The sequence below is a fragment of the Sandaracinobacteroides hominis genome (genome assembly GCF_016464365.1).
GTDB classification, from domain to species: Bacteria; Pseudomonadota; Alphaproteobacteria; order Sphingomonadales; family Sphingomonadaceae; genus Sandaracinobacteroides; species Sandaracinobacteroides hominis.
This window is the reverse complement of record NZ_JADCUC010000012.1, coordinates 1-26,035: the sequence shown is the minus strand read 5'-3', so window position 1 is coordinate 26,035 and position 26,035 is coordinate 1. Positions and strand designations below refer to the sequence as shown.

Below are 26,035 nucleotides of genomic sequence, written 5' to 3'. Positions count from 1 at the left end.
CTTCCGTTTAGGGTTAGAACTCGATCCCCGCCTGTGCCTTCACGCCCTGCTCGCGGAACGGGTGCTTCACCAGCGTCATGTCGGTCACCAGATCCGCCGCCTCGATCAACGCCTCCGGGGCGTTGCGGCCGGTGATCAGCACATGCGTGTCGGCCGGCTTCGCGCGCAGCGTCTCCAGCACCTCCTCCAATGGCAGATAGTCATAGCGAAGCACGATGTTCAGCTCGTCCGCCAGCACCATGTCATAGCTCGGGTCGTCGATCATCCGCTTCACTTCGGTCCAGGCGGCGCGGGCGGAGGCGATGTCGGCCTCGCGGTCCTGCGTGTTCCAGGTGAAGCCGTCGCCCATGGGGCGGAACTCGACATTGGGGAAGTTCGCGAAAACGGCTGCCTCGCCGGTCTCCATCGCCCCCTTCACGAACTGCACGACGCCCACCTTCATTCCGTGGCCGATGGCACGCACCACCATGCCCAGGGCCGCCGTCGTCTTGCCCTTGCCCTTGCCGGTGTGGACGATGATCAGGCCCTTTTCCAATGCCTTGGCCGCGACGATCCTGTCGTGTGCGGCCTTCTTCTTGGCCATCCGGCTGCTGTGTTCGGCTTCAGTGCGCATCCTCGCCTCCTGCTATCCCGGCGAGCAGCCTGCCCGCGCTGTTCGATTTCGGCTTCCACATCCCACGCGCCAGCGCCTCGGCAAGCCGCGCGGCCGTTTCCCGCAAGGCGGCGGGATTGCTGTCGGCCATGAAAGCGCGCACCGCCTCATCCTCGATGAAGGCCGCATGCACGGCGTCGAAATGATGATCCTTCACCGCCTGTGTCGTCGCTGCGAAGGCGAACAGATAGTCGACCGAGGCGGCGATCTCGAAGGCGCCCTTGTAGCCGTGGCGCATCACGCCGGCGATCCATTTGGGGTTCGTCACCCGCGCCCTGACCACGCGCCCGATCTCGTCTTCCAGACGGCGGATCACCGGCCGTTCCGGGCGGCTGTGATCATTGTGGTAGCTGATCGGCGCGCGGCCACGCAGATGCTCGATGGCCGCCGCTATCCCGCCTTCGAACTGGTAATAGTCGTCGCTGTCCAGCAGATCATGCTCGCGGTTGTCCTGGTTCTGCACAACCGCATCCGCCGCGGCCAGCCGCCGCGCGAAAAGGCTGCGTTCTCCGGCGCCTTCCTGCCCGCCGCCATAGGCATATCCGCCCCAGTCGAGATAGACGCCGGCCAGATCCGCGCGGCTGTGCCACAGCTTTTCGTCGATCATCGCCTGCAGCCCGGCCCCATAGGCTCCCGGCCGGGAGCCGAAGACGCGCGATCCGGCCCGGAGCGCTGCATTGGAGGCGCTGACCCCTTCCGCCTCCAGCTCGGCCGTTTCACGGGCAGCGCGGGCGGCGGCGGGGTTGTCTTCCTCCGCCTCGTCCAGCGCCTGAACGGCCCGCGCGGCGCTGTCGATCAGGTCGATCTGCTCGGGAAAGGCATCGCGGAAAAAGCCGGAAACGCGGAAGGTGACATCCACGCGCGGGCGGCCGAGTTCGGTGAGAGACAGGATTTCAAAGCCTGTCACCCGGCCAGAGCTCCACTCCCAGCGGGGGCGGACGCCCATCAGCGCCAGGGCCTGCGCAATATCGTCGCCGCCTGTCCGCATATTGGCGGTGCCCCAGGCCGAAAGCGCGATTGCCTGCGGATACTGGCCTTCGCGCTGGACGAAATCTGCGACCAGAAGCTCGGCCGAGCGTTGGCCGAGTTCCCAGGCGACAGCAGTCGGCACGGAGCGCGTGTCCACGGAATAGAAGTTGCGACCTGTGGGCAGCACGTCTGCGCGGCCGCGTGTCGGGGCGCCCGATGGCCCCGGCTGCACGAAGCGTCCGTCCAGCCCGGCCAGCAGCGCCCGTTTTTCCTGTTCGCCGCAGGCGTCGACGCGCGGCGCGAGATCGGTCCGGATGGAGTCCAGAACCGCCCCGGAGCGCGGGCCGGGCGCTTCCCCGTCGAGCAGGGCCAGCGACAGCAGCTCCAGCCGTTCCACCGTGTCGCCGACGCTGCGCCATGGATCGTCGCTCAGCCCCGCCAGCAAGGCCGGGAGCGGGCCTTCCCAGACGTCGCCCAGCCGGCAATCCAGTGGATCGAACCCAAGTGCGAGGTCGTCGGCCAGCGCCCGCAGCAGCGACATCTGCCCGTCGCGATCATGGCCGCGCGGCACCCGCGCCAGCGCCACCAGCAGGTCGCGCCGCAATTGCCCCTCCGGCGACCGGGTGAACACGTGCAGCCCGTCGCGGATCTGCATTTCCTTCAATTCGCATAGATAGTTGTCGATGGCGGCAAGGGCGTCGTCGCCGTCGCCTTCGGCCCCCGCGTCCTGGGCCAGCCCCTGCGAAAGCGCCAGATCGAGGATATCGCCGCGCAACCGCAGCAGCCTGCGCGGGTCCATCCCGGCCGCGAGATAATATTCGTCTACCAGCGCTTCCAGCTGCTTCAGCGGGCCATAGGATTCCGCACGTGTCAGCGGCGGCGTGAGGTGATCGACGATCACGGCGGAGATCCGCCGCTTGGCCTGCGTTCCTTCGCCCGGATCGTTGACGATGAACGGATACAGCTGCGGGATCGGCCCGGCGCAGACTTCGGGGAAGCAGCTTTCGCTGAGCGCCAGCGCCTTGCCCGGCAGCCATTCCAGATTGCCATGCTTTCCCACATGCACCACGGCCTGCGCGCCGAACGCCTGTTCCAGCCAGATGTGAAAGGCGAGATAGGCGTGCGGCGGCGGCAACGCCGGATCGTGATAACTTTCCTTCGGGTCGATATGGTAGCCGCGCGCGGGCTGCACGGCGATCGCCAGATTGCCAAAGCGGTGGACGGCGAGCCGGAAGGCGCCATCCACGATGAACGGATCATCCGCGGGCGCGCCCCAGCGCTCCAGCATCGCATCGCGCACCGGCTGCGGCAAGCGGTCGAAATGCTGGCAATAGGTCAGGAGGTCGAGCGCTTCGCCGCCGCGTCCGACAGAGACTGGATCGTTGGTCCGTCCATCCAGCAGGCCTTGCATCAGGGCACGGCCATCCGTCGGCGCCATGCCCACCGCATAGCCCGCGCCCTTCATGGCCCTGATGATCTCGGCTGCACTTTCGGGCGTGTCCAGCCCCACGCCATTGCCGATCCGTCCGTCGCGGTTGGGATAGTTTGCCAGCACCAGCGCCACCTGCCGATCTGGCCGCGCGGTGCGGCGCAGCCGCGCCCAGTTTGCAGCCAGCCGGGCGACAAACTCGACCCGCCCCGGCACCACCTTCGGCACGACGATCCCGCATTGCGTGCGCGCATCGAACCGTTCCGCAGCCTTGAAGGCGACGGCGCGCGTGAAGATGCGGCCATCCACTTCCGGAAGCGCCACGTTCATCGCCAGGTCGCGCGGTCCAAGGCCGCGCGGCCGTTCCTCCCACTCCCCGGCATCCACGGCCGCAAAGGCGAGCTGCAGGATGGGGCAATCGGCCTGTTCCAGCACCGAGGGGGTGCGCGTGTCGCCCGGCCGCGAGGCGGCGAAGGAGGTCGCGTTCACGATCACCTCCGGCTGCGTCGCCTCCAGCACGCCCGACAGCAGGTCCGTCGCAAACGCCTCGCGCAGGCTCCTCACATGCACCGCAACGACGTTCAGTTGCTGCGCCTGCAGCCCCGAAAGCACCGCATCCACAGCCTCCAGCGTTCCGGCGGCCAGCAGGGCGCGATAGAAGACGAGCATTGCCGTCGGCCGGCCCGCAACCCAATCGCGCCGGACATCCCCGAGCGAAGGCCGCTCCGTCCCCGGCAGATAGAGGCCTGCATCGGCGAGCGGCAACGGCTCTGCCGGACGCCCAAGATCACGCCCGGCCAGTCGCGCCGCCGCCTTCAGGAAGTTGCGCGCATTGGCAACGCCGCCCTGCCGCAGATAGCCGCGAAACCGCTCGAGCTGATCCGGCGGCAGGGTGGAGGCAGCGGTCAGCGCAGGATCAGGCTCCTGCCCATCGGCGATGGCGGCAAAGGCAATGCCGTTCGCACGGGCGACAGCGGCAATTTCGTCTATGCCATATGGCCAGTAGCTCTTGCCCCCCAACAGCGCGACGCACACGAACCGGGCGCGGCTGACGACCTTTTCGACATAGAGATCGACCGAGTAGGGGTGCATCAGCTGCAGCAGGTTCGCCAGCCGGATCGCAGGCCGGGTGTCGTCGCCGGCGCGCAGATCCGCGGCGGCCTGCGCGAAGCAGGCGAGATCGCTGTCCGCCACCGTCAGGAACAGGATATCGCCCGGCGACTGGTCGAGGTCGATCGCCTCGTCGCCATTGGAAATCGTTCCCGGTGTGGCGGCCAGCAGGTGCATCAGCCGATCAGCGCATTCAGCGCCTGCCGGATTGCCGTTTCGTTCAGGCCCGTCTGGCCGATCACCACCAACGCCGTCTGCCGCGGCTCGTCGGCCTGCCAGTTGCGATCGAAATAGGGCTGGATTCGCGGGCCGACCGCCTGCACCACCAGCCGCATCGGCTTGCCGGCAACGGCGACCATGCCCTTCACCCGCAGGATGTCGTGGGCGCGGATGATCTCGCCAAGTGCGGCGGCAAAGGCGTCCACATCGGCGATCTCGCCGCCTTTCGCGACAAAGCTTGCGAAGTCGTCATGGTCATGTTCCTCGCCGTCGTCGATGTGCGAGGGCCGGGAGTCCAGATCCTCCTCGGCGGCCGCCACGATCCCCAGCAGGGTCGCGATATCCACCGCGCCATGCCTCGCGCGCAAGATGCCGACGCCGGGCCGCGTCCCGGCTGCAACGCGGCCTTCCACATCGGCGAGGGTCGCGGCGTCGACGAGATCCGTCTTGTTGAGCACGACCATGTCGGCACACGCCAGCTGCTCTTCGAACAGCTCTTCCAGCGGGCTGTCGTGATCGAGATTGGGATCGCCCGCCCGGGCAGCGGCCAGAGCCGCCTCGTCCGTCGCAAAGCGACCGGCGGCGACTGCATCGGCGTCGATCAGCGCAATCACGCCATCCACGGTCGCCCGCGTGCGGATGTCCGGCCATTGGAACGCCTTCACCAGCGGCTTGGGAAGTGCCAGTCCGCTGGTCTCGATGAGGATGTGATCGGGCGGCACGGGGCGGTCCAGCAGCTTCTGCATGGTGGGCAGGAAATCGTCCGCAACGGTGCAGCAGATGCAACCGTTGGCAAGCTCGACGATATCGTCTTCCGGGCAGGCCTCGTCGTTGCAGCCTTTCACGAGCTCGGCATCGACTCCGACGTCGCCGAACTCGTTGATGATGAGGGCCAGCCGGCGCCCCTGCGCATTTTCCAGCAGATGGCGGATCAGCGTGGTCTTGCCGGCCCCCAGAAAGCCCGTGATGACCGTGGTGGGAACCTTGCTCACGCCTCTTCTCCTTCTTCGATCTCGATGGGTGCGCGGTCGTGCAGTGCGCGCCAGGGCTTCACCCGCTCCTCTCCTGCAGCGGCCAGCCGGCGCAGGATGATCCGCGCCCGGGTTCGGCCGCGTCTGGAGTCGGGCCATTCCAGCTCGCCGGCATCCAGCCCCGCCGCGATCCGGGCTTCGACCGCCCGGTCCTCTGCCAGTCCGAAGCGGTCCAGCAGCGGACGAAAGGCACGATCTGTTTCCGGCTCGAACGGATGCCGCTCGCCCAACATCGTCCGCCACGGGGACTTGGGGTGCATGGACAGCACCGATTGCCAGCCGTCGGGGATCGGCGTGTTGGACGAGTGCGGCCGGTTTTTCGCGATCAGTCTTGGCAGCAGATGCGTATGCGGACCCTCGGGGCTCTTGCCATCCGGCGGCGGGATCGGCTGGAAAACCTCGATCCGGCCGGCGGGCGAGCGCAGCACGCGATGCGGCGCCGCCTGCACGAACAGCGGCATGATGCCCGGCACCGAGAGGATCGGCTGCCCTTCCGCTGCCTCCAGCGCGGCGATCAGGTCCGTGTCGCGCGTACGGACGGACATGGAAACCTGCCCATGGCCCAGGCCCAGCTCGAACAGATATCCCTGCCGGTCGTCCGCGCGCAGGGCGTCTGCGTCCCTGCCCAACGCATGGACGCCTGCAGGCTGTTCGCCCCGCACGGGCAGGCAGAAGGCGAGGCTATGCCCCCAGCTTTCGCCATCGGCGGAAAGACTGTCCCAGGCGACGCCCTGCAGATCGGCCGCCACGGCCCGCATCCCACCGCGCGCCGTCACCACCTCGATGAAGTCGGCGCTGCGTTCGATGGCTGCCGCTTCATCGGCATCGCGCATGAACTCGCCGATGGCGCCAAAGCTGCCGATGCTCCAGCCATTCGAGGCGTCTTCGACAAGATCGGCGATCAGCGGGAATTCGGCGCGGTGCATCAGTGGTTCCTCATGGCAGGAAGCGGATCGACAGGCCGTCGGTATCGCGACTGACGCGGGCCCGCACGTCGTAGACTTCACGCAGGACCGCTTCGTTCAGGATGTCGTCGGCACGGCCCTGCGCGACGATCCGCCCGTCCTTGATGGCGATGACATCATCCGCGATGCGGGCCGCGAGATCGAGATCGTGGAGCGCCACCACCACGCCGCAGCCGGCCCTGGCCAGGGCACGCAGCCGCTCGCCGGCATCCAGCGCGTGCCGCGGATCGAGCCCGGCTGTCGGTTCGTCGACAATCAGGATTTCCGGATCGGCGACGGTAGCCCGCGCCAGCATGACACGCGCCAGCTCGCCCCCCGAAAGCCGGGTCGCGGGACGCTCGCGCAAGTGCAACAGGTCCAGCCGTTGCAGCGCCAGATCGATCTTCGGCTTCCAGGCCTCTGGCAGTCCGCCAAAGGCCGGCAATCGCGCCGTGATGCCAAGCGCCACGACACGCTCGACGCTGATCGCCCAATCCACCCTTGGGCTTTGCGGCAGATAGGCCCGGCGCTGCGCCAGCTGCCGCAGCGAGAGCGTGCCGATATCCGCACCGTCCAGCTCGACCCGGCCGGAAGCCGGGTTCAGCAAACCGGCAGCGACATCCAGCAGCGTGGATTTGCCTGCCCCGTTCGGGCCGATCACGACCGTCAGCCGCCCGCCGTGGAAGGTCGCGTCCATGCCATCCAGCACGGTCTTTTCTGCGCGCTCTGCCCGAACGCCGATCAGCTCCAGCCGTTTCATGGCGAGGTCTTCCGCAAGTGCAGCACCAGCCACAGGAAGAAGGGCGCGCCGATCACCGAGATGAAGACGCCCAGCTTCACGTCGGGGCCGAAGCGCAGCAGCCGGGTGGCGATGTCGGCCGCCAGCACGATGATCGCGCCCACCAGCGCCGAGGGCAGCAGAACGGCACCCGGCTGGTGCCGCACCAGCGGCCGGACAAGGTGCGGCGAGATCAGCCCCACGAACAGGATCGTTCCTGTCACGGCCGTGGCAGCGCCAACGCCCAGAGCGGTTCCGAGCAGGGCCAGCAGCCGCAGGCGTTTCAGGTCGACGCCCAGGCTTTCGGCCTGCCGCTCGCCCAGCGTCAGCGCATCCAGCGCAGGCGCAGTCAGGAACAGCAGGAAACCGCCGGCAAGGATGAAGGGGGTCGCCAGCAGCACATGATCCCAGCTGCGGTCGTTCAGGGAGCCCATCAGCCAGGTCATGATTTCATACGCCGCATAGGGGTTGGGCGCGAGGTTGAGCGCGAGGCTGAGCCCGGCCCCGGCAATGGTCGAAACGGCGACGCCTGTCAGGATCAGCGACAATGTTCCGCCGGTACGGGACAGGAGCAGTGCAACGCTGATGGTGGACAGTGCCCCCACCAGCGCAAACAGGGGTGTCGCCAATGTGAAGGCTGCGGCAAAGCCATAATAGAGGGCGATGACCGCCCCCAGGGACGCCCCGGAGGAGACGCCCAGCAATCCCGGCTCGGCAAGGGGGTTTCGCAGCAGGCCCTGCAGCACGGCGCCCGAAAGACCGAGGATCGCGCCGACCAGTATGGCGAGGGCCAGCCGGGGCAGCCTTACCTCGGTGATGACAAGCTGCAGCAGGTCGCCGTGCGGGTTTCGCAACGCGGCCAGCGCATCGGCGGGCGTGAACCACACCGTTCCGGCCAGCAGGGAGACCGCCGACAGCAGCGCCAGAACAGCCAGCAGGCCGGGAAGCAGCCAGCGGCTCATGCGGAGGGCCTGGGTGGTTCGTTGCCGACGGTCCGCGCGGCAGCGCGCAGGCGCTCGCGGAGCAGCAATGCAGCATCGGCGATCTTCGGCGTGCCGCACACATAATAGGCCTGTGGAATGAAGATCGTGCGGTCGCCCCAATGCCGCTTCACCAGTCGGTGGCGCATCACATCGTCGCCCAGGCTTGCAGCCCGCGCATCGACCGAGCCTTGCACCAGAAGCGTCGGTTGTGTCTGCAGCAGCACTTCGATGTCTGGCCGGCGATAGCTTCGAACCAGTTCCTCGCGCGCCAGATTGCGGGCGCCCGCGGCCTCCAGCACCACATCGTAAAGCGTTCCTTCACCCGCGGAAAAACCGCTGCGGTCCCAGGCGACGACGCGGATCGGCGGCCCGGGATCTCGCGCCAGATCGGCGAACTTCCGGTCCATGTCCGCGATCAGCGCCTCGCCGCGCGCCCGCTCGCCGACAGCGGCGGCCACCTGCCGGGTGACGCGGCGAATATCCTCCAGGCTGTTCGCATGATCGACTTCGATCATCGGATAACCCAGCCGTTTCAGCATCCCCCGTAGTGCCGGCGTGGTGAAGCTCCCGGCGACCACAAGGTCGGGGTTCTGATCCAGTATCTCTTCGGCAAGGCCATGGTTCTGCGGCACCGCATGGGCTTGTGCGGCCATCAGCGAACCGCCGGGATCGCGGGACAGCCAGGTGACGGACGCGATGCGCTCGGGTGGAAGCAGCGCCAGCACCAGCTGGTCGGTGCACTGGTTCAGGCTGATCACGCGCAGCGGCCTGGCCGTCTCTGCCGGCACGGACGGCTCCGCGCCGCTGCACCCCGCAAGCAGCGAGAGCAGCGGAACGAGAACCGCCCGTGGCAGCATCAGAAGCGGGCCTTCACGCCGCCATAGGCCGCACGGCCGGGCGTCGCGAAGCTGAACACTTCCTCATAGTTTTCATCAAGCAGGTTCTCGATCCGGCCGAAGACGGAGATCGCCTCCGTTACCTTGTATTCGGCGCCCAGATTGACCAGCACATAGTCGTTCAGCGTCACCCGCACGGGGATATAGCTGGGATCGGTATAGGCGACGTCCGTCTGCTCTCCGTTATAGCGGAAGGTGAACGTGGTGCTGAAGCGCTGGTCGGTGCTGAAATAGCTTATGTTGAGGCTGCCGGTGTTGCGCGGCCGGCGAACTTCCCTGACGCCATTCTCCTTCGCGTTCAGCCAGGTATAGGCAAGATCGAACCTGATCTGCGGTACCGGCGTTGCGGAGACAAGGAACTCCACGCCTTCCTGCTTCGAATCCGTGCTGCGGTTCGAAGGGGTCGCGATATAGGTCGGCGGCGGATATCTGATGTAGATCTCGTCGGTGAGGACCGAGTTGAAATAGGTGACGCCAACGGTCGCCCAGCCATCGCCGAAGACCTGATCGATGCCGGCTTCCCAGCCCTTCGACTTTTCCGGCCTCAGGTTCGGGTTGCCGATATATTTGCCGTCGGAATAGCCGAACAGTTCATAGAAGCCGGGGTTCTTGACGCCGGTGCCATAGGCGCCGCGCACGCGCAGGCCCATCGGCAGGCGATAGCCCGCCTGCGCCCGCCAGGTGGTGACATCGGCAAAGCGGTTGTTGAGATCGCGGCGGATGCTGGCGCCGGCAAAGAAGGCTTCGTCCACTTCCAGTTCATACTGGCCGACAAGGCCCCAGTTCTGAACATCGGCCCAGCCCTGGAACGCATAGGCCGACAGGTTCTGGAATTCCTCGCGCTCGAAATCGACGGCGCCGGTCACCTTGTTCTGGAAGCGATCCGACCCGAACCGATAGGTCGATTCCAGCGCCCCCTTGTAGCGGCGGCCGTTGTTTCCGTAATCGAACCCGAATTCCGTGTAGCCGCGACGCTTCGTGTCCGCGAACTGTCCGGTCAGCGCCGTCGTCCAGCGCCCGTCGGCCAGCGAAAGCTCCCCGCGAACCAGACCATAGAAGGCCTTGTTCACATAGTGCACGCCGGGGCTGTCGACCGTGTAGCCGAACCACGGGCTGGTGGTGTCATACTCGCTGTTGTTGGTGTCCGCGTCGGTATAGCTGTAGCGGCCAACGGCCGACAGTTTGAAGATTTCTGAAGGTGTCCAGTTCAGCTTGCCGCTGACGCCGACGCTCGTCGACCCGACATTGCGATCGCCGTTGCGGGCGGTGGGCGTGCCGTCGGTCACATAGGCAGAGGTCGAAACCGCATAGTCGAGCGTATCGGTGAAGCCGGCAGCCCGCGCGCCGCCGCTGAAGGTCCCGAACGAGCCGCCCTCGGCTCGCGCGCTGAAGCCCGGCGCATCGCGGCCCGACAGGGTGATATACTGGATCACCCCGCCGATCGCGTCCGAACCATAGAGCGAGGACTGCTGGCCGCGCAGGATCTCGATGCGCGCATCCTCGTCGGCGATCAGCGTGCCGAAGTCATATTCGCCGTAATAGGGATCCGACGCCTTGATGCCGTCGATCAGCACCAGCACATGGTTGCCCTCGGTGCCGCGCACGCGGATCTGGGTCAGGCCGCCAATCGCGCCGGTGCGGCTTACCGCGACGCCCGGCACATCGCGCAGCACGTCGGAAACGATGCGCGTCTGCCGGTTCTGCATGTCGGCATCGGTTATCAGCGTGATCGAGGCGGGCAGGTTCTCGAGCAGGATGGCATCGCCCGACCGCGAGGCCGTGACCACGATGGCGTCGGCCGTATCGGAGGCGCTGTCTGCAAGGGCGGGCGCCGCCGCCGACAGAGCGAGTAGGGAAACCAGAGTTCTCATTGCATCTTCCAACCGCGTCGAGGGCAGAACTGCGGTCGGGGGCGCCGGTCAGGCGAACACAGGCACGCGCGAGCCGGGCAGACGCGCGTGCCCGGGCCACATTGTCCTGCGCGGCCCCCGGGGCCGCACGGCTTCTGTCGCTCGAACGGAAGACTCTCCGTGCCCTGGCCATCTCCTGGACCCAGGCATTGAGCGACTGCACCGGCAGGTCTCCTGGCTCACGGGTCAATGCTTGATGCACGCCTTCCCGGAAGTTGCCCTCCAGTGGCCGGCGGAAGCAGATTGCCCCCGACCATGTGCATCGCGCTCGCCGCTTACAGTTGCAGGGACAGCTGCGGAATGAGGAGGCAAGAAAGCCCCTTTCACCGCATTCCCATTTTAAGCTTCTCTCGAAGCACCGGTGCGATCTCTGGTCCTGGCCGAGGCCAAGCCCACGGCGCCCGTAACCGCAATGCCATCAAAGCGCAATCGCCTAACGTCGGAAGCGTTCTACGAGGCGCCCTTGATCCTTACGGGCATGCCGGCGACCACCAGATCGACAAAGGCCGCAGCGGCAGCGACCTGCTGGTTGAGGCGCCCGGCCGCGTCGCGGAATCGCCGCGCGAGCGCGTTGTCGGGCACGATGCCGAAGCCGACCTCGTTGCTGACGATGACAAGGGGGCCATCGAAATCCGCGATGACCGACGCGAGTTCCGCGCTCGCCGTCTCCAGATCGGCGTCCGCCAGCAACAGGTTGGAGAGCCAGAGCGTGAGGCAATCGACCAGCAATGGAACGCCGGAACCGGAGTTCGATCGGATGGCCTCGGCCAGATCGACCGGCGCCTCCACTGTCTCCCAGCCCGCTGTCCTGTCAGCCTGATGCCGGCGGATGCGATCCTCCATTTCGGCATCGAACGCCTGCGCGGTGGCGATGAAAAGCCGCCTTTCGCCCAGCGCCTCGACAAGCCGTTGCGCGTGCGCGCTTTTTCCGGAACGCGCCCCGCCCAACACAAATATCGCGTCCGACATGAAGCTCGACACCCTTCAGACTTGCGGTTCGCAGCCTGAATGGCGATGGGCGGGGCGATGATGCAAGAAAAACTGCACGGGCTTTGGCAGCACGGAGGGCGGATCGACGAGGCAGCGCGGCTGTTTCCCGCGGCCCCCACGCCCTGGCTCGATCTTTCGACCGGCATCAATCCCGTCGCCTGGGCACCTCGCGCGCCGCTCGAGGTGAATTCGGGACCCTTGCCCACCACGGATGCCCTGCGCTCGCTGGAGGCTGCAGCGGCGGACTGGTTCCAGACGCAACCGGAGCATGTGGCGGCGGTGCCGGGCACCGACCTCGCCATCCGGCTGCTGCCGACATGGCTGAACGGAGCAGCGATCGTGGCGGCCAGCCCGGGCTATGCAACGCACCTGCAGGTCGCGAGCGGCCGGGTGGCAAGCAGCGCGCTCGATTCCGCCGATCTGCCAGACGGGGCGTTGCTGTTTGCCAACCCGTCCAACCCCGAAGGCCGGATGCTCCCGGCTGCCAGGATACTCTCGATGTCTGCGCATCTGGACCGGCGGAACAGGTGGATGATCGTTGACGAGGCATTTGCCGACGCCATGGGGGAGGGCAGCATTCTCCCGCATCTGAAGGGGGGGGAAGCGGTCATCGTGCTGCGGTCGTTCGGAAAATTCTTCGGCCTTGCGGGTCTTCGGCTGGGTTTCGTCATTGGCCCTCCCGTCCTTGTGGCGGCCGTGCGCCGCACCTTTGGGGATTGGCCGGTTTCGGCGCAGGCAATAGCCTGGGGAACGGCTGCCTACCGCGACCGCGCGTGGGCCGATGCTGCGCGCAGACGCCTGAAAGAGCAGGCGGCGGCACTGGATGCGCGTCTGGCCCGGCATGGGCTGAAGGCCGAAGGAAGCTGCCCGCTGTTTCGGCTGGTGCAGGACTGCCCCGCCGGGAAGATCTTCCTGGGCCTCGCCGGCGCCGGGATATTGGTTCGCCCGTTCGCAGACAATCCACGCTGGCTGCGGTTCGGGCTGCCGGCCGATGACGCAGCGCTCGACCGGCTCGATCGGGCGCTGTCGCTTGGCTGAGCCCACCGGCTTGCTCGCCTTGGCGATCGACGCCGCAATCGGTTGGCCGCGCGGGCTCTATGCGCGTGTCGGGCATCCGGTGGGCTTCTTCGCCCGCGTGATTACCTGGTGGGAAGGCCGTTTCAATCGATCCGGCTGGACAGACGCAAAACGCCGGTCGCTGGGGCTGTTGCTGCTGCTGGTGCTGGTGGCCACGACCTTCGCGCTCGCCTTGCTGCTGGAGCAGCTGATGTGGCTGTGGCTCGGGCGCTGGGGGTGGATCGGGGTTGCCGTCCTTGCCTGGCCGGCCCTCGCGCAACGCAGCCTGTGGCAGCATGTGCAGCCCATTGCCGGGGCCCTTGCACAAGGCGATCTCCGGCGCGCCCGGGAATATGTCGCGATGATCGTCGGTCGGGATGTCGCCGGGCTGGACGAAGCGGGCGTATCCCGCGCCGCCATCGAGAGCCTTGCCGAGAGCTTCTGCGACGGCGTTGTCGCGCCGCTGTTCTGGCTGTTGCTGCTGGGGCTGCCGGGTGTCTGGGCCTGGAAGGCCATCAACACCGCCGACAGCCTGATCGGCCACCGGGAAGAGCGTTGGCGTGCATTCGGCTGGGCGGCAGCGCGGGCCGACGATCTGGCGTGCCTGTTGCCGGCGCGGATTTCCGGCGGGCTGATCTGCCTTGCCGGCGGTGGGGGCTGGCGGGTGATGTGGCGCGATTGCCGGCGCCATGCGTCGCCCAACGCAGGCTGGCCGGAAGCCGCGATGGCCGGCACGCTCGGCGTGGCGCTTGCGGGTCCGCTGGCCTATGACGGCGTGATGCACGCGAAGCCCTGGATTGGCGGCGAAGGGCGGACAGCCGGCGGGCACGATATCAGCCGGGCCTTGCGCATCTATGTCGTTGCCTGCGGGCTGTTGTGGCTGATTGCAGGGGGATATGCATGGCTGCTCTGATGCTGCAGGGCACCGGCTCGGATGTCGGAAAATCGGTGCTGGTGGCAGGCCTGTGCCGGGCGCTGGCCAACCGGGGTTTGCAGGTTCGTCCGTTCAAGCCGCAGAACATGAGCAACAATGCGGCCGTCACGGCCGATGGCGGCGAGATCGGACGGGCGCAGGCGACGCAGGCGATCGCCTGCCGCGTTCCGGCCAGCGTGCACATGAATCCGGTGCTTCTGAAGCCGCAGGGAGATCGCACCTCGCAGCTGGTGGTGCGCGGGCAGGTGCGCGGCACGCTGAAGGCTGCCCGCTGGCGCGAGGGGCGGGAAGGCCTGCTGGCCGACGTGCTGGACAGCTATCGGCTGCTGCAGGACGAGGCCGATATCGTCGTGGTGGAGGGCGCCGGCTCTCCGGCGGAGATCAACCTGAGGGCCGGCGATATCGCCAACATGGGCTTTGCCCGCGCTGCAAATGTGCCCGTGGTGTTGGTGGGCGATATCGATCGGGGCGGGGTGATCGCCTCTCTGGTCGGCACCGGCGCCGTGCTGGACCCTGCCGACAGGGCGATGATAAAGGGCTTCCTGATCAACAAGTTCCGCGGCGATCCGGCCTTGTTTGCCGACGGAATGCGGGCGATTGCCGAGCGGACGGGGTGGGCGTCGCTGGGGATGGTGCCCTGGCTTGCCGCTGCGCGGCGGCTGCCCAGCGAAGACGCCGTCATCCTGGAAAGGCCCGGCCCTGCAAGCGGGCGGAAGGTTCGAATCGCCTGCCCGATCACCGCCCGCATCGCCAATTTCGACGATCTGGATCCGCTGAAGCTGGAACCGTCTGTCGAGTTGCTGATGGTGCCGCCCGGCCAGCCGATCCCGCCGGTCGATCTCCTCATTCTCGCCGGATCGAAGGCGACTTGCGCCGACCTCGACTTCCTGCGGGCGCAGGGCTGGGACATCGATATCGCCGCCCATCACCGGCAGGGAAGGCCGGTGCTCGGGCTGTGCGGCGGGTACCAGATGCTGGGCCGGCGGGTTTCCGATCCGCAGGGGCTGGAAGGGCCGCCACGATCCGTGGAGGGGCTGGGCCTGCTGGATGTGGAGACGGTGCTGTCGGGCGAAAAGACGCTGCGGCAGGTGTCCGGCGAGGCGTTGGGCCAGCCATTCGACGGGTATGAAATCCACCTCGGGCAAACCAGCGGGCCAGACAGCGCGCGCCCGGTGGTCCGGTTCGCGGATGGCCGAACCGATGGCGCGATCAGCGCAGACGGCCTGACCGCGGGCACCTATGTGCACGGCATTCTGGGGCGTCCGGAACAGCGCGCCGTCTGGCTGAAGCGGATTGGCGCAGAGGCCGTCGGCCCGGACCATCGCGCCGACGTGGAGGCGGCGCTCGACGACATTGCCGATCAGCTGGAAGCGTCGCTCAACCTGGACGACATGCTGCGGATCGCCCGTCAGGCGGCCAGATAGACCGCGGCTGCGAGCAGCAGGCCGGTTTCGGCGAGCTCGATTCCCGCCCCGTGCACATCGCCTGTCATGCCTCCGACGCGATGCCGGAACCACAGGGCGAGCGCCGGCAGGAGCAGGAAGGTGGCGAGAAGCGGCGGCGCAAACCAGCAGCCCGCCGCAAGCACCAGCATCCATGCCGCGATCGCCGGCCATGCGGCCGCCTGCGCGATCGCAGCGCCAAGGCCCGAGGGTTTCAGCGGCGGCAGCATCCGCGCCCAGACAAGCGGGCCGATGCGGGCCGCCGCCGGAACCAGAACAAGGAGCAGCCAGCCATGCGGCAGCAGCAGCTGCAGCAGGACAAGCTTGGCGAGCAGCTGCAGAACCAGCGCCACCACGCCGAAGCTGCCGACATGCGGATCGGCCATCACCGTCAGCAGTCTGTCGCGGTCGCCATGCGCGGCGCCCAGCCCGTCGGCGAGGTCGGCCAGCCCGTCCAGATGCAGCGCCCCGGTCAGCGCCGCCCAGAGCAGGGTCGCGAACAGGGCGCCCAGCCAGGGGTCGATCAACGCCCCGGCCCAACCGACGCCGGCCAGCAACAGCCCGATCAGCAGCCCGGCGAGCGGATAGAAGGCAACTGCGGACGGAAATGCCCCGACGTCGGCCCAGCGCTGCGGAACCGGCAGTCGGGTCAGGAAAGCGATGGCGGCAATCGCCCCCTTCATGTCTGCAGGCCCGTCAACTGGCCGCTCAGCGGCTCCGTGCCGACCTGAAAGCTGAGCAGGGCGGCATAGGGCAGGTCGACATGCCAGCATTGGCGAAACGACAGCCCCATCAGCACCTGCAGCGCCGCCCGCATCGCGCCGGCATGGCTCACCACCAGAACGGGTTCCGGCGGGAGCGACTCCAGAGCGTCGCGGACACGGGCGACGAGATCGCTCCAACGTTCTCCACCGGGGGGAGGGCAGGCATCCGGATCCTCCCAGAAGGCGCCCAGGGCATCGGGATCGATGTCGGCAGCGGCGAGCCCGTCCCAGCGTCCGAAATCCAGCTCGCGCCAGCGCGCGTCGATATCAAACGCACCCAGCGCGGCCGCGCAGGCCTGCGCCCGCTGCAAGTCGGACGAGACGATCCGCAGCGGACGCAACGGGCTGCCGCGCAGCGCACAGGCGCGGATGCCCGCGTCCGTCGCCGGGATATCCAGATGCCCCAGCATGCGGCCGGTCAACTGCGGCTCTCCGTGCCGCATCAGGTGAAGCGCACGGCGGCTCACCCGGCGGCAACGCCTGCCTCGGCAAAGGTCGCCATGCCGGAATGGGCGGCAAGCGCGGCGCGAACCAGTTGCGCGGCAAGCGCCGCACCGCTTCCTTCGCCAAGCCGCATATCGAGTGATAGCAACGGCCGGAGCCCCAGCCCCTCCAGCAGCGGGCCGTGCCCGGGCTCGCGGGAAACATGGCCGGCAAGGCAATGCGCGACGATGGCCGGGTTACCCTTTGCCAGCGGCGCGACGGCGGCGGAACAGATGAAGCCGTCCAGGATGACCGGAATCCGCCGATGGCGTGCCGCCACCACCGCGCCGGCGATTGCCGCGATCTCCCGGCCGCCCAGTCGCCGCAGCAGCTCGAACGGTGTTGCGAGCGCCCCTGCATGTCGGGCAAGCCCCATCTCCACCGTCTCGATCTTGCGCCGCAGCCCGCCATCGTCGACGCCGGTTCCCCTGCCAACCCAGCGGTCGGTCCTGCCGCCGAAGGTGGCCGCCGCCAAAGCGGCGGCAGATGTGGAGTTTCCGATCCCCATCTCGCCCAGCACAAGCAGATCGGCATTTCCGATGGCACCGGCACCGGCGTTCAGGGCTGCCAGGCAATCCGCCTCGTCCATCGCCGGGCCCGTGGTGAAATCCATGGTCGGGCGGTCGAGATCCAGCGGCACGACGGCGAAATCGAGCCCGGCCGCGCCTGCCAGGGCGTTGACCGCAGCGCCTCCCGCCTGGAAGTTTGCGACCATCTGCAGCGTGACGGAGGCGGGAAAGGCGCTGACACCGCGCGCCGCAATCCCGTGGTTGCCGGCGAAGACAACCGCCTTGCCCGCTGTCAGGGTGGGGATCGCACGCTGCTGCCATCCGGCCATGAACAAGGCAATCTCTTCCAGACGGCCAAGCGATCCGGCCGGTTTGGTCAGCTCGCCTTGCCGCGCCAGAGCCTCCGCGCGCGCGGCTTCGCACGCGGCAGGCAGCGCCGCCAGGGCTGCCTCGAACGCCGAAACCGAAGCAAAGCCGATCATTCGAACAGAAAGCCCTCGGGTGGCTGCCGGGTGATGAAGTGCCCCTTCACCCCTTGCGGCCATTCGCGAAACGGCACCTGGCCAATCTCGCTCGCCGCATAGGCACGGGCGTAATCCAGTATGGCGCGCGCCGCCTCGTCGACCGGCTCAAATCGTCCAAGCACATAGGATATCTTTCCCGGTGCGCGGATGTGGACCGTGCAGAACTCCGTGCAGGCGAACAGGCAGGGCATCTCCTCCACTGCAACCGCCTCATAGGCCGGATCAGAGGCCTTGACCCGCCTCAGGGCTTGCGCGAGCTGCGCTCCGCCGCGGCGACCATCCGGCCCCTCCTGCGCCTCGCGCGAATGGCGGCAACTGCTGCAGGCGACGACGGCTGGCCCTTTCCCGACCGGCTTCAACGGCATTCGGCACTCCCAAAATCTGGCCCGGAGTTCCGGCGGTCAGAACCGCGCTCTCAGCCCGGCATAGAGGCTTCGCCCCAGCGTTCCATAGCGATAGGCGGTCTGATACCGTGTGTCGAACAGGTTGTCTGCCCGCACCACCAGCCGGATTTCGTCCGAAACCGGCAACTCGGCGCGCAGGTCCACCAACGTATAGGGTGCCAGGCGAATGCTGTGGCTGGCATTGTCGAACGCCTCGCCCGAATGCCGGATCGACACCGCCAGCCGATAGCCGGCAGACGGCGCATAGCCGGCCCCCAGATACCAGCTCTGTCGCGGCCTGCGCGGCAGTTGCAGGCCGTTGGTCGCAGACCCGGGCGAACGGTCTTCCGAGGCTGCAAGGCTGTAGTTCCCCTCCAGCGTCAGGCCATCCAGCGGAGACGCCCGCACAACCGCCTCCACCCCATGCGCGAAGGCTTCCGATACATTCTCGTAATAGCCCGCCCTTGGCTGCCCGGCCGGCGTGAAGCAGAGCGGGTTGCTGCTTACCGCCGCGCAGCCCGTATAGATGATGAGGTCGGAAGACTTCCGCTGAAACCAGGTCGCCCCCAGGAACAGCCGCTCGCCAAACAGGGGCTGTTCGGCGCCTACCTCCCAGCCCCTTGCCTGCTCCGGCCTCAGCCTGTCGTTCCCATATTCGGAAAAGCGCTGGTAGAGCGTCGGTGCCTTGAAGCCTTCCGACCAGCTGGCTCTAAGAGTGGCCCCAATGGGCGTCCGCCAGACCGCCCCGGCCGCCCCAAGCAGCTTGCCGCCATAGCTGTCATGCTCGTCGAAGCGCAGTCCGCCCGACAGCGTGAGGCCGTTCAGCGGCTCCAGCGAAAGCTGCGCATAGACGCTGTCGGTCGCCGATTGCCCCCGCGCGGGTTCGGGAACGGGCCGGGAGAGCGATGCGGGAGGCGACACGCTGCGGAAGCGGCTTTCCTCATGCTCGGCCCCGAATACGGCGGAAATCCCCTTCCGCAGATCGAAATTGCCCTGATAGTCGACCCGTCGGGTGCGGCCGTTGGCATCGAAGGTCTGCTGCCGTGCCAGCGTTGGATTGAAGTTGGCGCGGTCGGTCCCGGTCTGGCTGAACCCGAGCCGATGCCGCAGGCGGCCATCGAGCGTTGCGAGCACCAGCCCGGCATAGCCCGCATATTCGCTGGTATAGGCGACCTCGGCGCTGTCGGCGCGGGTGGAATCGATATCGGTGCGTCCGCTGGCATGATATCCACGGAAGTCGGCGCTGAGCGCAGGCGACAGCTGCAACACGGCCCGCCCGGTAAGCGACTGGTTGCTGTAGCCGTCCGCTTCGGTGCCGCCAAAGTCGGGGCTGATCGCGGAAACCCCGCTGGTGGTGAAAACCTGCCCCGCAACCCTCACCGACAGCGGCCCGCGAACAGCCCCCAGCGCAGCGCGGGCGCTCACCGTGCCCCGGCTGCCACCTTCGAGGTCAAGGCTGCCCTCCAACGGCCGTGTGGCAAGCGGCGTCTCGACGCTGACGATCCCCCCGATTGCCTGGCTGCCCCACAGGATCGATTGCGGCCTGCGCAGGATCTCGATCCGGCTCGCATCGCCTGTCAGCAGATTGGCGAAATTATAGCCGCCGCCGGCGGACGCCATATCGTTCAGCTTCACCCCGTCGATCAGCAGCACGGTCTGCTCGCTTTCGGCGCCGCGAATTCGAACAGCGGTGGTGGTGCCATAGCCGCCGTTGCGCGTCAGGCTGACGCCCGGAGTCCGCAGCAGCAGGTCGGAGATGACAAGATCGCCGGCGCGGTCGATGGCGGGCTTGTCCAGCACGCTCAGCGACCCTGCGATCTGGTCGGCGGAAAGCGATTGACGCGAGACGCTGACGACGATGTCGTCCATGTCATTTGCATGAGCCGGGATGGCGGCCGCCGTTCCAAGCGCCGCAGCAAGCAACAGGCGGCGCATCAGCGAATCCGCTCCCGCGGGATCAGCAGCCGTTCGCCGGGCGAGCCAAAACTGGCGGAGATGCCATAGACCCGAGCCAGGGTCTCCGGCGTCAGCGCGGTTTCGGCCGGGCCTTCGGCTGCAAGCTGCCCCTCGTGCAGAAGCAGGATATGATCGCAGTGCCGATAGGCGAGCGGCAGGTCGTGCAAGGCCGCCAGAACCAGCACGCCGGCATCCGCCTCGGCCCGCAGCAGTTCCATGCCGGCGATCTGGTGCGCCGGATCCAGATTGGCGAGCGGCTCATCCACCAGCAGCGCCGGCGCTTCGACTGCCAGGGCCCGCGCCAGCATCACCCGTGCGCGTTCGCCGCCCGAAAGCTCGGTGGCCGCCCGCCCGGCCAGATGCGCGACATCTGCCCGTTGCAGGGCGCGTTCGATGGCGGCGCGGTCCGCAGGGCCTATCGCCGACAGCGGCGCCAGATGCGGCAGCCGCCCCAGCCCCACCAGCCGTTCCACGGCAAGCGGCCAGTGCAGGGTCTGGCCCTGCGGCAGATAGGCGAGCTTCCGCGCCGTTTCCGACCGCGCAAGCCCGGCGACATCGACGCCGTCCAGCAGCACCCGGCCACTGTGCGGCAGCAGCCCCGCCAGCGCTTTCATCAGGCTGGATTTTCCGGCCCCGTTTGGGCCAAGCACCCCCACCAGCGTTCCGGCCGACAGCCGCATGGAGACATCGCGCACGACATCGCGCCCCCCCAGCCTGACGCCCACATGCTCGGCGGCCAGCGCTACCATATCCGCCGCTCCTTCAGCAGATGGGCCAGGAAGACGGGAACACCCAGGAAAGCGGTCACCACGCCAAGCTTCAGCTCGTTGCTGGTCGGCACCAGCCGCACGGCTATATCGGCGAACGCCAGCAGCACGGCGCCGCCGGCGGCGCTGGGCCAGAGGACGGCCGAGGGGCTGCGATCGGTATAGGGACGGATGAGATGCGGCACGATGAGGCCGACGAAGCCAATCGCCCCCGTAACCGACACGGCACCACCCACCCCGATGGCAAGGCCCAGAAGGATGCGCATCCGCACCCGCCCAAGATCGATACCCAGCGAGGCCGCGCTTTCCTCACCAAGGCTCAGCGCATCGAGCGCGCGACCGGTTCCGGCAAACAGCAGCAGGCCGATGGCGATGCAGGGCAGGGCGAGCAGCACATGCCGGAACGAGCGATCCTCCAGGCTGCCCAGCAGCCAGGTGGTGATTTCCATCGCGGCAAAGGGATTGGGCGACAGGTTCAGGGCAAGGCTGATGCCGGCGCCCGCCAGCGTACCCACCGCGATACCGGCGAGAATGAAGATGAGCGGGCTTTCGGAGCCCCTGGTGAGCGCCAGCAGCAGCAGCAGGCTGATCACCGCCCCGGCAATTCCCAGCACCGGCAGCAAGGCCGGGTGCGCGGCCGCAAGCCCGAAATACAGCGCCGCAACTGCCCCGAGCGCCGCCCCGTTGGACGTGCCGAGGACCGATGGATCGGCCAGAGGATTGCGCAGCCAGCCCTGCAGCACCGCGCCTGAAAGCCCCAGGATCGCGCCGACGGCCAACGCCAGAATCGTGCGCGGCAACCGCAGTTCCAGCAGGATCGCCCGCTCGACGGGATCGCCATTGCCGAACGCCGCCGACAAAAGGCGGGGAAGCGGAATAGCCGCACTGCCGACGCCCATCGACAGAAGGGCTGCCGCGAGAAACAGAAAAAGCAGCAGCGGCCACAGCCATCGCGGTGTCAAAATCGTCTCGCCCCGTCATTGCGTCTGGCATGCCCGTCGCGGAATGCGTCCCGGGCGGGCGACCCCTAGCGTGGGCGCGGCGTTCAGGGCAAACGGCAAATATGTCCCGCATCCTCGGCCTGCTGCTTTTCCTGCCCTTGCTGCTGGGCGCTGCGCCCATCCAGCGCCCACAGCGGATCGTGTCGCTGAACCTGTGCGCTGACCAATATCTGATGGCGCTGGCTGATCCGTCGCAGATCGCCGCGCTCACCATCTATGCCCGCGATCCGCAGATGTCGGCGGCTGCGGCAAAGGCTGGCGGGCTCCCGGTAAGCCGGGGCTCTGCCGAGGACGTGCTGGCGCTCCGGCCGGATCTGATCATCGCCAGCCCGGGGCGTCGCCGCGAGACAATGGAGCAGCTGAAGGGCCGGCATATCGCAACGCTCGATCTGCCGTCCGCCGAAAGCTATGCCGATGTCGTCGCGCAGATCAGGCTGGTTGCGAACGGCATCGGATACCCTGAGCGGGGTGAGCAACTGATCGCCCACATGGCGCAGCAGCTGGCGCGGATTCCCGCAAATGCCGGAAAAGGGGCTGTCGCTGCCTATTATCAGCGGCGCGGCTACCTGACCGGCACAGGCACGCTGGTGGACGATATGATGCAGCGCGTCGGCCTGCGAAATCTGGCCGCCGTGCTTCACAAGCCTGCGCTGGCGCAACTGGGCCTCGAGGAAATGGCCATTGCCAATCCCGACTATCTTATCGTCGAAACCGCGAGCGACAGGATCGCCGACCAGGGCACCGAGCTGCTGCACCACCCGGTCATCGCCTCCATCCCGCGCCTCAGGATACCCCAGGCATGGACCGTCTGCGGCGGCCCGGCCTATCCGGCCGCAATCCGAAGCCTGAGCGAGCAGCTGGCAAGGGACTCCGCGCGTTGATGCTATGGTCGGCTGTGATGCAGTAATGGAAGGAGTCGGCCGATGGGCATGAGGATAGCTTTCCCGGTTGCCGTCGCCATCTGTGTTGCCGTGCCCCAGGCCCTTTCGGCGCAACCCGCAGTCCCTTCGATGGCCGAAGAGAGTGCGGCGGCTGCCGCAGTGGTGCAGGACTATTATGCCGCATTGGCCGCGCGCGACTTCCGGCGGGCCTATGCCAGCTGGGCGGACGGCGGCGCGGCGAGCGGCAAGGGCCTCGCGGGCTTCGCCAACGGCTTTGCGCATACCCGTTCGACCGCGGTTCGCATCGTGTCGGCAAGCCCGCCCGACGGGGCTGCGGGGTCGATGTATGTGACCGTCATGGTCGAGGTGGAGGCGACGCTGGACAGCGGTGTCGCGCAGCGCTTCACCGGCACCTATACGCTGCGCCGGGTGAACGGCGTGCCCGGCGCCACGGCGGAACAGCTCAGCTGGCATATCGCCTCGGCGGAGCTGCATCCCGCCGGGTGATCCAGCCCGCGCATTTCGGCCCCTGCGCGCGGCTGGTTCAATCCTTCGCCGTGCCGCAACTCTCCGGCGCGGGCCGGCTGGCAAAGCGGTCGGCGATCCAGGCTGTCACCGCATCGGCGTTCTTGCTGGCTATCCAGCCATGGCCGACGGCGGGTTGAACGATCACATCCGCGCCTCCCTGCACCAGAAGCAGGGGAATCGCGGGCGGGAGCGGCCTTGCACTGTTGCGCTCCATGATCGAGCGCCAGGGTTCGACGCTCGCCACGTCCGGGACCGTCAGGAAGCCGCCTGCCAGCACCTTGTCCGCCGCTCGCTTTGACGCGCTGGGCAGCAGCGTATCGATGCATTTGGCGGCGACGGCGTTGATCGGCGCGATCGCCTCCGCTGCTGCATTCATCTGCAAGCGCCGGATTGGCATAGAGCAGCGCCGCAAGCGCCGTGGCGCCCAGCAGCGAAGAGACGGACCTGCGGCGGAATTTAGCTGCGCTGTTCATCATTCTACCCCTGTTTCCAGTTACCTGCGGTTCACTGGGCAAAGGCCGGGCAGCCCGCCGGACGCCCTTTTCCGGCGCAACGCGTTCCCCCTTTGCGATGGGGGCCTGTGTAGGGGACGGGCGGGGTTGCGGTCTTTCCGCTTTTCGGCCTTTCTCTTTCCATTTTTCCGGAATGCCGGCCAGTTTGAGCCCCACCATCCGCTGCGTTGCCGCCCGCCAGTCCCGGATCGACCGGGAGGACCTCCGGCGCGCCTTCCGAAAGCGTCAGCGCGTCGTCGACATCGACGCCAGATAGAGGACGGTGTGATCTTCGGTTGTTCACGTCCTGGCTGCGGAGCAAACAAGCTGTTTCGGAAGTTAGCGCTGGATGAGCACATCCAGCACCATGCCATCGGAGACTGTTCTCCCCGCATCTGTCCCCGGAAGCGCGGTGCTGATCGTCAACGCGCGTTCGCGCCAGGGCGAAGCTGCGTTCAATGAGGCCAGGGAAAAACTCGAAAGGGCCGGTGTCCAACTGATTGCGGCGCATGCTGTTCGCGATCCCGCCAAACTCCGGAACACGGTGCGGGACGCCGTGCAGTCGGGCGCTCCGATGGTGATCGTGGGCGGGGGTGACGGCTCCTTGTCTGGTGTTGTCGATGAAGTGGTTGGGCACGATTGTGTCTTCGCTGTCCTGCCGCTGGGCACCGCCAACAGCTTCGCACGCACCCTGGGTTTGCCGCTCGATCTCGATGGCGCAGTTGCGGCAATCGCAAACGGCCGCCGCCGTCGCATTGATCTGGGCATGATCGGCGAAGACTATTTCCTGAATGCGGCATCCCTCGGCCTGGGGCCGATGATCGCAAAGACCGTACCGCACGAGCTCAAGCGCTATCTGGGGCGCATAGGCTATTTCATATGGGCGGCGCGCTGCTTCCTTCGCTTCCGCCCGATCCGGCTGAGCGTCGATGACGGCACCGAGGTCCACAGGCTATGGGCAACAGAGGTGCGCATCTTCAATGGCCGATTTCACGGGGGCGTGGAGCTGGCGGATACGACCGATGTCGATAGCGGCGACATCGTCGTGCAGGTTGTCACCGGTCAAAGCCGATTGCGGCTCTCGTGGGATTGGTACGCCAAATTCTTCAAGCTGCGCTCGCGCAACGAGACAACCACCGAGTTCCGCGGAAAATCGCTTCGGCTGGATAGCAGGCCCCGCCAACGGATCTCGATCGACGGCGAGCTGCTGGCCCGCACGCCGGCAGTTGTCCGTATTGCCGAACGGGCCATCGACGTCGCGGTGCCGGCTGATCAACCGACAGTCGCGACGGCAGCGCCATGACGCGCATCGCCCATCTGTCCGATATCCACTTCGGCGCCCATAACCCGAAGATCGTGTCAGCCACAGAAGCCTGGCTTGAAAAACGTCGCCCCGATCTGGTGGTCATCAGCGGCGATCTTACCCAGCGCGCACGCGTTTCCCAGTTCCGGGAGGCATCCGGATATCTCAATCGCTTGCGCCACGCCGGGCTGAAGCTACTGGCAATTCCGGGCAACCACGACATCCCGCTTTACGACATCATCCGCCGGTTCGGCGCACCCCTTGATCGCTACAAGCGCTTTGTCAGCAACGATCTTGTTCCATGGTTCGAGGATGACGATGTGGCCGTCCTTGGCATCAACACGGCGCGTTCCCTGACGATCAAGGGCGGACGCATCAACCAGGAGCAGCTGGCGTTGATACGGGAACGATTCCGCCTGGTGCCCGAGCAGAAGACGCGCATCCTTGTTACCCACCATCCGCTGTTTGCGATGCCGATCGGGAAGGGGTCCGAACTGTCTGAAGCCGTCGGCGGCCATGAAAATGCTGTGTCTGCCGCTCGCGAAGCTGGCGTTCACATTGCCCTCGCAGGCCATTTCCATCGCACCTATGCAGAGTCGGCGAGCAGCATGGCGGAAAATCTCGGCGCTTCGCTTGTGATCCAGGCTGGCACGGCAACCTCGACGCGGCTGCGAAACGACGAGCCCCAGAGCTTCAACTGGCTCCATGTCGAGCGCCGTGACCGCATTTCGCTGCAAGTGATCGCATGGAATGGCACCAGCTTCAGCGACGGCGCCGAGACCTTGTTCACTTTCAAGGGAAACAGATGGAAAGTCGAGGATATCTCGGGAGCTCACCAGTTTGAGACGGGTCAACCTCTTGGAGCATAGAAAGCGCTCCAGATCGGCGAAACGGCCTCCTTCGGAGACCTTTTATTTCAAACACTTGTAGGAAGCCGACTGATTGCTACTCCGCTGCACTGGGAGTTTTGAATGTTAGGCTCAGGACTCATTGACTGATCCGGAAGATGACGGTTGCGGCGATGCAGATGGCTGAGAAGAAGGTGTGCGCGCAGGGGGCGTATCTGGTGTGGATGCGCCTCCAGTCTGTGAGGCGGCCGAAC

Annotated in this window: 25 protein-coding genes and 1 riboswitch; of the genes, 8 read left to right on the top strand and 17 right to left on the bottom strand. The window is 67.0% G+C overall.

The window, feature by feature from the left end:
• Positions 1 to 13: 13 nt before the first annotated feature.
• The 9 genes from cobO to cobU form a co-directional block, all read right to left on the bottom strand.
• On the bottom strand, positions 14 to 613 hold the full coding sequence (cobO, locus tag IM784_RS16395) for a cob(I)yrinic acid a,c-diamide adenosyltransferase (RefSeq protein ID WP_199556426.1): 600 nt from the start codon (positions 611 to 613) through the stop codon (positions 14 to 16).
• On the bottom strand, positions 603 to 4,337 hold the full coding sequence (cobN, locus tag IM784_RS16390; protein WP_199556425.1) for a cobaltochelatase subunit CobN: 3,735 nt from the start codon (positions 4,335 to 4,337) through the stop codon (positions 603 to 605). Before cobN ends, cobO begins: the two co-directional genes overlap by 11 nt.
• Positions 4,337 to 5,371: a cobalamin biosynthesis protein CobW gene (cobW, locus tag IM784_RS16385; protein WP_199556424.1), complete on the bottom strand. Its 1,035-nt coding sequence runs from the start codon at positions 5,369 to 5,371 to the stop codon at positions 4,337 to 4,339. Before cobW ends, cobN begins: the two co-directional genes overlap by 1 nt.
• The gene (locus IM784_RS17355; protein WP_199556423.1) at positions 5,368 to 6,336 is read right to left on the bottom strand and encodes a DUF6925 family protein; all 969 of its coding nucleotides are present in this window, start codon (positions 6,334 to 6,336) and stop codon (positions 5,368 to 5,370) included. Before IM784_RS17355 ends, cobW begins: the two co-directional genes overlap by 4 nt.
• A 10-nt stretch (positions 6,337 to 6,346) precedes the next feature.
• Complete coding sequence (locus tag IM784_RS16375; RefSeq protein ID WP_199556422.1) at positions 6,347 to 7,114, bottom strand: ABC transporter ATP-binding protein; 768 nt, start codon at positions 7,112 to 7,114, stop codon at positions 6,347 to 6,349.
• Complete coding sequence (locus tag IM784_RS16370; protein ID WP_199556421.1) at positions 7,111 to 8,094, bottom strand: FecCD family ABC transporter permease; 984 nt, start codon at positions 8,092 to 8,094, stop codon at positions 7,111 to 7,113. Before IM784_RS16370 ends, IM784_RS16375 begins: the two co-directional genes overlap by 4 nt.
• Complete coding sequence (locus IM784_RS16365; protein ID WP_199556420.1) at positions 8,091 to 8,972, bottom strand: ABC transporter substrate-binding protein; 882 nt, start codon at positions 8,970 to 8,972, stop codon at positions 8,091 to 8,093. The genes IM784_RS16370 and IM784_RS16365 overlap by 4 nt, the downstream gene beginning before the upstream one ends.
• Positions 8,972 to 10,882: a TonB-dependent receptor plug domain-containing protein gene (locus tag IM784_RS16360; protein ID WP_199556419.1), complete on the bottom strand. Its 1,911-nt coding sequence runs from the start codon at positions 10,880 to 10,882 to the stop codon at positions 8,972 to 8,974. Before IM784_RS16360 ends, IM784_RS16365 begins: the two co-directional genes overlap by 1 nt.
• A gap of 186 nt (positions 10,883 to 11,068) precedes the next feature.
• A riboswitch (cobalamin riboswitch) is annotated at positions 11,069 to 11,299 on the bottom strand.
• Positions 11,300 to 11,371: 72 nt separating this feature from the next.
• Complete coding sequence (cobU, locus tag IM784_RS16355) at positions 11,372 to 11,890, bottom strand: bifunctional adenosylcobinamide kinase/adenosylcobinamide-phosphate guanylyltransferase (RefSeq protein ID WP_199556418.1); 519 nt, start codon at positions 11,888 to 11,890, stop codon at positions 11,372 to 11,374.
• Positions 11,891 to 11,947: 57 nt separating this feature from the next.
• On the opposite strand from cobU, the gene IM784_RS16350 reads away from it, so the two are divergent.
• Genes IM784_RS16350 through IM784_RS16340 form a run of 3 tightly spaced genes read left to right on the top strand, consistent with a single transcriptional unit; the run spans position 11,948 to position 15,325 of the window.
• On the top strand, positions 11,948 to 12,949 hold the full coding sequence (locus tag IM784_RS16350) for an aminotransferase class I/II-fold pyridoxal phosphate-dependent enzyme (RefSeq protein WP_235977447.1): 1,002 nt from the start codon (positions 11,948 to 11,950) through the stop codon (positions 12,947 to 12,949).
• Entirely contained in the window at positions 12,942 to 13,880 is a 939-nt protein-coding gene (cbiB, locus tag IM784_RS16345) for an adenosylcobinamide-phosphate synthase CbiB (protein ID WP_235977446.1), read from the top strand. The genes IM784_RS16350 and cbiB overlap by 8 nt, the downstream gene beginning before the upstream one ends.
• A complete protein-coding gene (locus IM784_RS16340; protein WP_199556415.1) occupies positions 13,868 to 15,325 on the top strand; it encodes a cobyric acid synthase in 1,458 nt (485 codons plus the stop codon). Before cbiB ends, IM784_RS16340 begins: the two co-directional genes overlap by 13 nt.
• Here the strand turns inward: IM784_RS16340 and cobS are convergent.
• Genes cobS through IM784_RS16305 form a run of 7 tightly spaced genes read right to left on the bottom strand, consistent with a single transcriptional unit; the run spans position 15,310 to position 21,691 of the window.
• The gene (cobS, locus tag IM784_RS16335) at positions 15,310 to 16,026 is read right to left on the bottom strand and encodes an adenosylcobinamide-GDP ribazoletransferase (protein WP_199556414.1); all 717 of its coding nucleotides are present in this window, start codon (positions 16,024 to 16,026) and stop codon (positions 15,310 to 15,312) included. The genes IM784_RS16340 and cobS overlap by 16 nt on opposite strands.
• The gene (locus IM784_RS16330; protein WP_207791793.1) at positions 16,023 to 16,550 is read right to left on the bottom strand and encodes a histidine phosphatase family protein; all 528 of its coding nucleotides are present in this window, start codon (positions 16,548 to 16,550) and stop codon (positions 16,023 to 16,025) included. The genes cobS and IM784_RS16330 overlap by 4 nt, the downstream gene beginning before the upstream one ends.
• 20 nt (positions 16,551 to 16,570) lie before the next feature.
• The gene (cobT, locus tag IM784_RS16325; RefSeq protein ID WP_199556412.1) at positions 16,571 to 17,581 is read right to left on the bottom strand and encodes a nicotinate-nucleotide--dimethylbenzimidazole phosphoribosyltransferase; all 1,011 of its coding nucleotides are present in this window, start codon (positions 17,579 to 17,581) and stop codon (positions 16,571 to 16,573) included.
• Entirely contained in the window at positions 17,578 to 17,988 is a 411-nt protein-coding gene (locus IM784_RS16320; protein WP_199556411.1) for a DUF1636 domain-containing protein, read from the bottom strand. The genes cobT and IM784_RS16320 overlap by 4 nt, the downstream gene beginning before the upstream one ends.
• 36 nt (positions 17,989 to 18,024) lie before the next feature.
• Entirely contained in the window at positions 18,025 to 19,941 is a 1,917-nt protein-coding gene (locus IM784_RS16315; protein ID WP_235977445.1) for a TonB-dependent receptor plug domain-containing protein, read from the bottom strand.
• A complete protein-coding gene (locus IM784_RS16310; protein ID WP_199556410.1) occupies positions 19,941 to 20,711 on the bottom strand; it encodes an ABC transporter ATP-binding protein in 771 nt (256 codons plus the stop codon). The genes IM784_RS16315 and IM784_RS16310 overlap by 1 nt, the downstream gene beginning before the upstream one ends.
• Positions 20,705 to 21,691 (bottom strand): FecCD family ABC transporter permease, encoded by a 987-nt coding sequence (locus tag IM784_RS16305; protein WP_268920888.1) that lies wholly within the window; start codon positions 21,689 to 21,691, stop codon positions 20,705 to 20,707. The genes IM784_RS16310 and IM784_RS16305 overlap by 7 nt, the downstream gene beginning before the upstream one ends.
• Before the next feature lie 101 nt (positions 21,692 to 21,792).
• Here IM784_RS16305 and IM784_RS16300 point away from each other — a divergent pair, with 101 nt between their 5' ends.
• Both IM784_RS16300 and IM784_RS16295 read left to right on the top strand, forming a co-directional pair.
• Positions 21,793 to 22,611 (top strand): ABC transporter substrate-binding protein, encoded by an 819-nt coding sequence (locus IM784_RS16300; RefSeq protein ID WP_199556409.1) that lies wholly within the window; start codon positions 21,793 to 21,795, stop codon positions 22,609 to 22,611.
• Positions 22,612 to 22,659: 48 nt separating this feature from the next.
• On the top strand, positions 22,660 to 23,118 hold the full coding sequence (locus IM784_RS16295) for a hypothetical protein (RefSeq protein ID WP_199556408.1): 459 nt from the start codon (positions 22,660 to 22,662) through the stop codon (positions 23,116 to 23,118).
• Positions 23,119 to 23,155: 37 nt separating this feature from the next.
• Here IM784_RS16295 and IM784_RS16290 read toward each other — a convergent pair whose 3' ends face one another.
• Positions 23,156 to 23,515 (bottom strand): hypothetical protein, encoded by a 360-nt coding sequence (locus tag IM784_RS16290; protein WP_199556407.1) that lies wholly within the window; start codon positions 23,513 to 23,515, stop codon positions 23,156 to 23,158.
• Positions 23,516 to 23,784: 269 nt separating this feature from the next.
• Here IM784_RS16290 and IM784_RS17505 point away from each other — a divergent pair, with 269 nt between their 5' ends.
• The 3 genes from IM784_RS17505 to IM784_RS16280 all read left to right on the top strand — a co-directional run bounded on the left by IM784_RS17505 (position 23,785) and on the right by IM784_RS16280 (position 25,802).
• Positions 23,785 to 23,907 carry a hypothetical protein gene (locus IM784_RS17505; protein WP_268920887.1) on the top strand — a complete coding sequence of 41 codons (123 nt, stop codon included), beginning with the start codon at positions 23,785 to 23,787 and terminating at the stop codon, positions 23,905 to 23,907.
• A gap of 90 nt (positions 23,908 to 23,997) precedes the next feature.
• Positions 23,998 to 24,933, top strand: coding sequence for a diacylglycerol/lipid kinase family protein (locus IM784_RS16285; protein WP_199556433.1), 936 nt, complete (start codon positions 23,998 to 24,000; stop codon positions 24,931 to 24,933).
• Positions 24,930 to 25,802: a metallophosphoesterase family protein gene (locus tag IM784_RS16280; protein WP_199556406.1), complete on the top strand. Its 873-nt coding sequence runs from the start codon at positions 24,930 to 24,932 to the stop codon at positions 25,800 to 25,802. Before IM784_RS16285 ends, IM784_RS16280 begins: the two co-directional genes overlap by 4 nt.
• Positions 25,803 to 26,035: the final 233 nt, after the last annotated feature.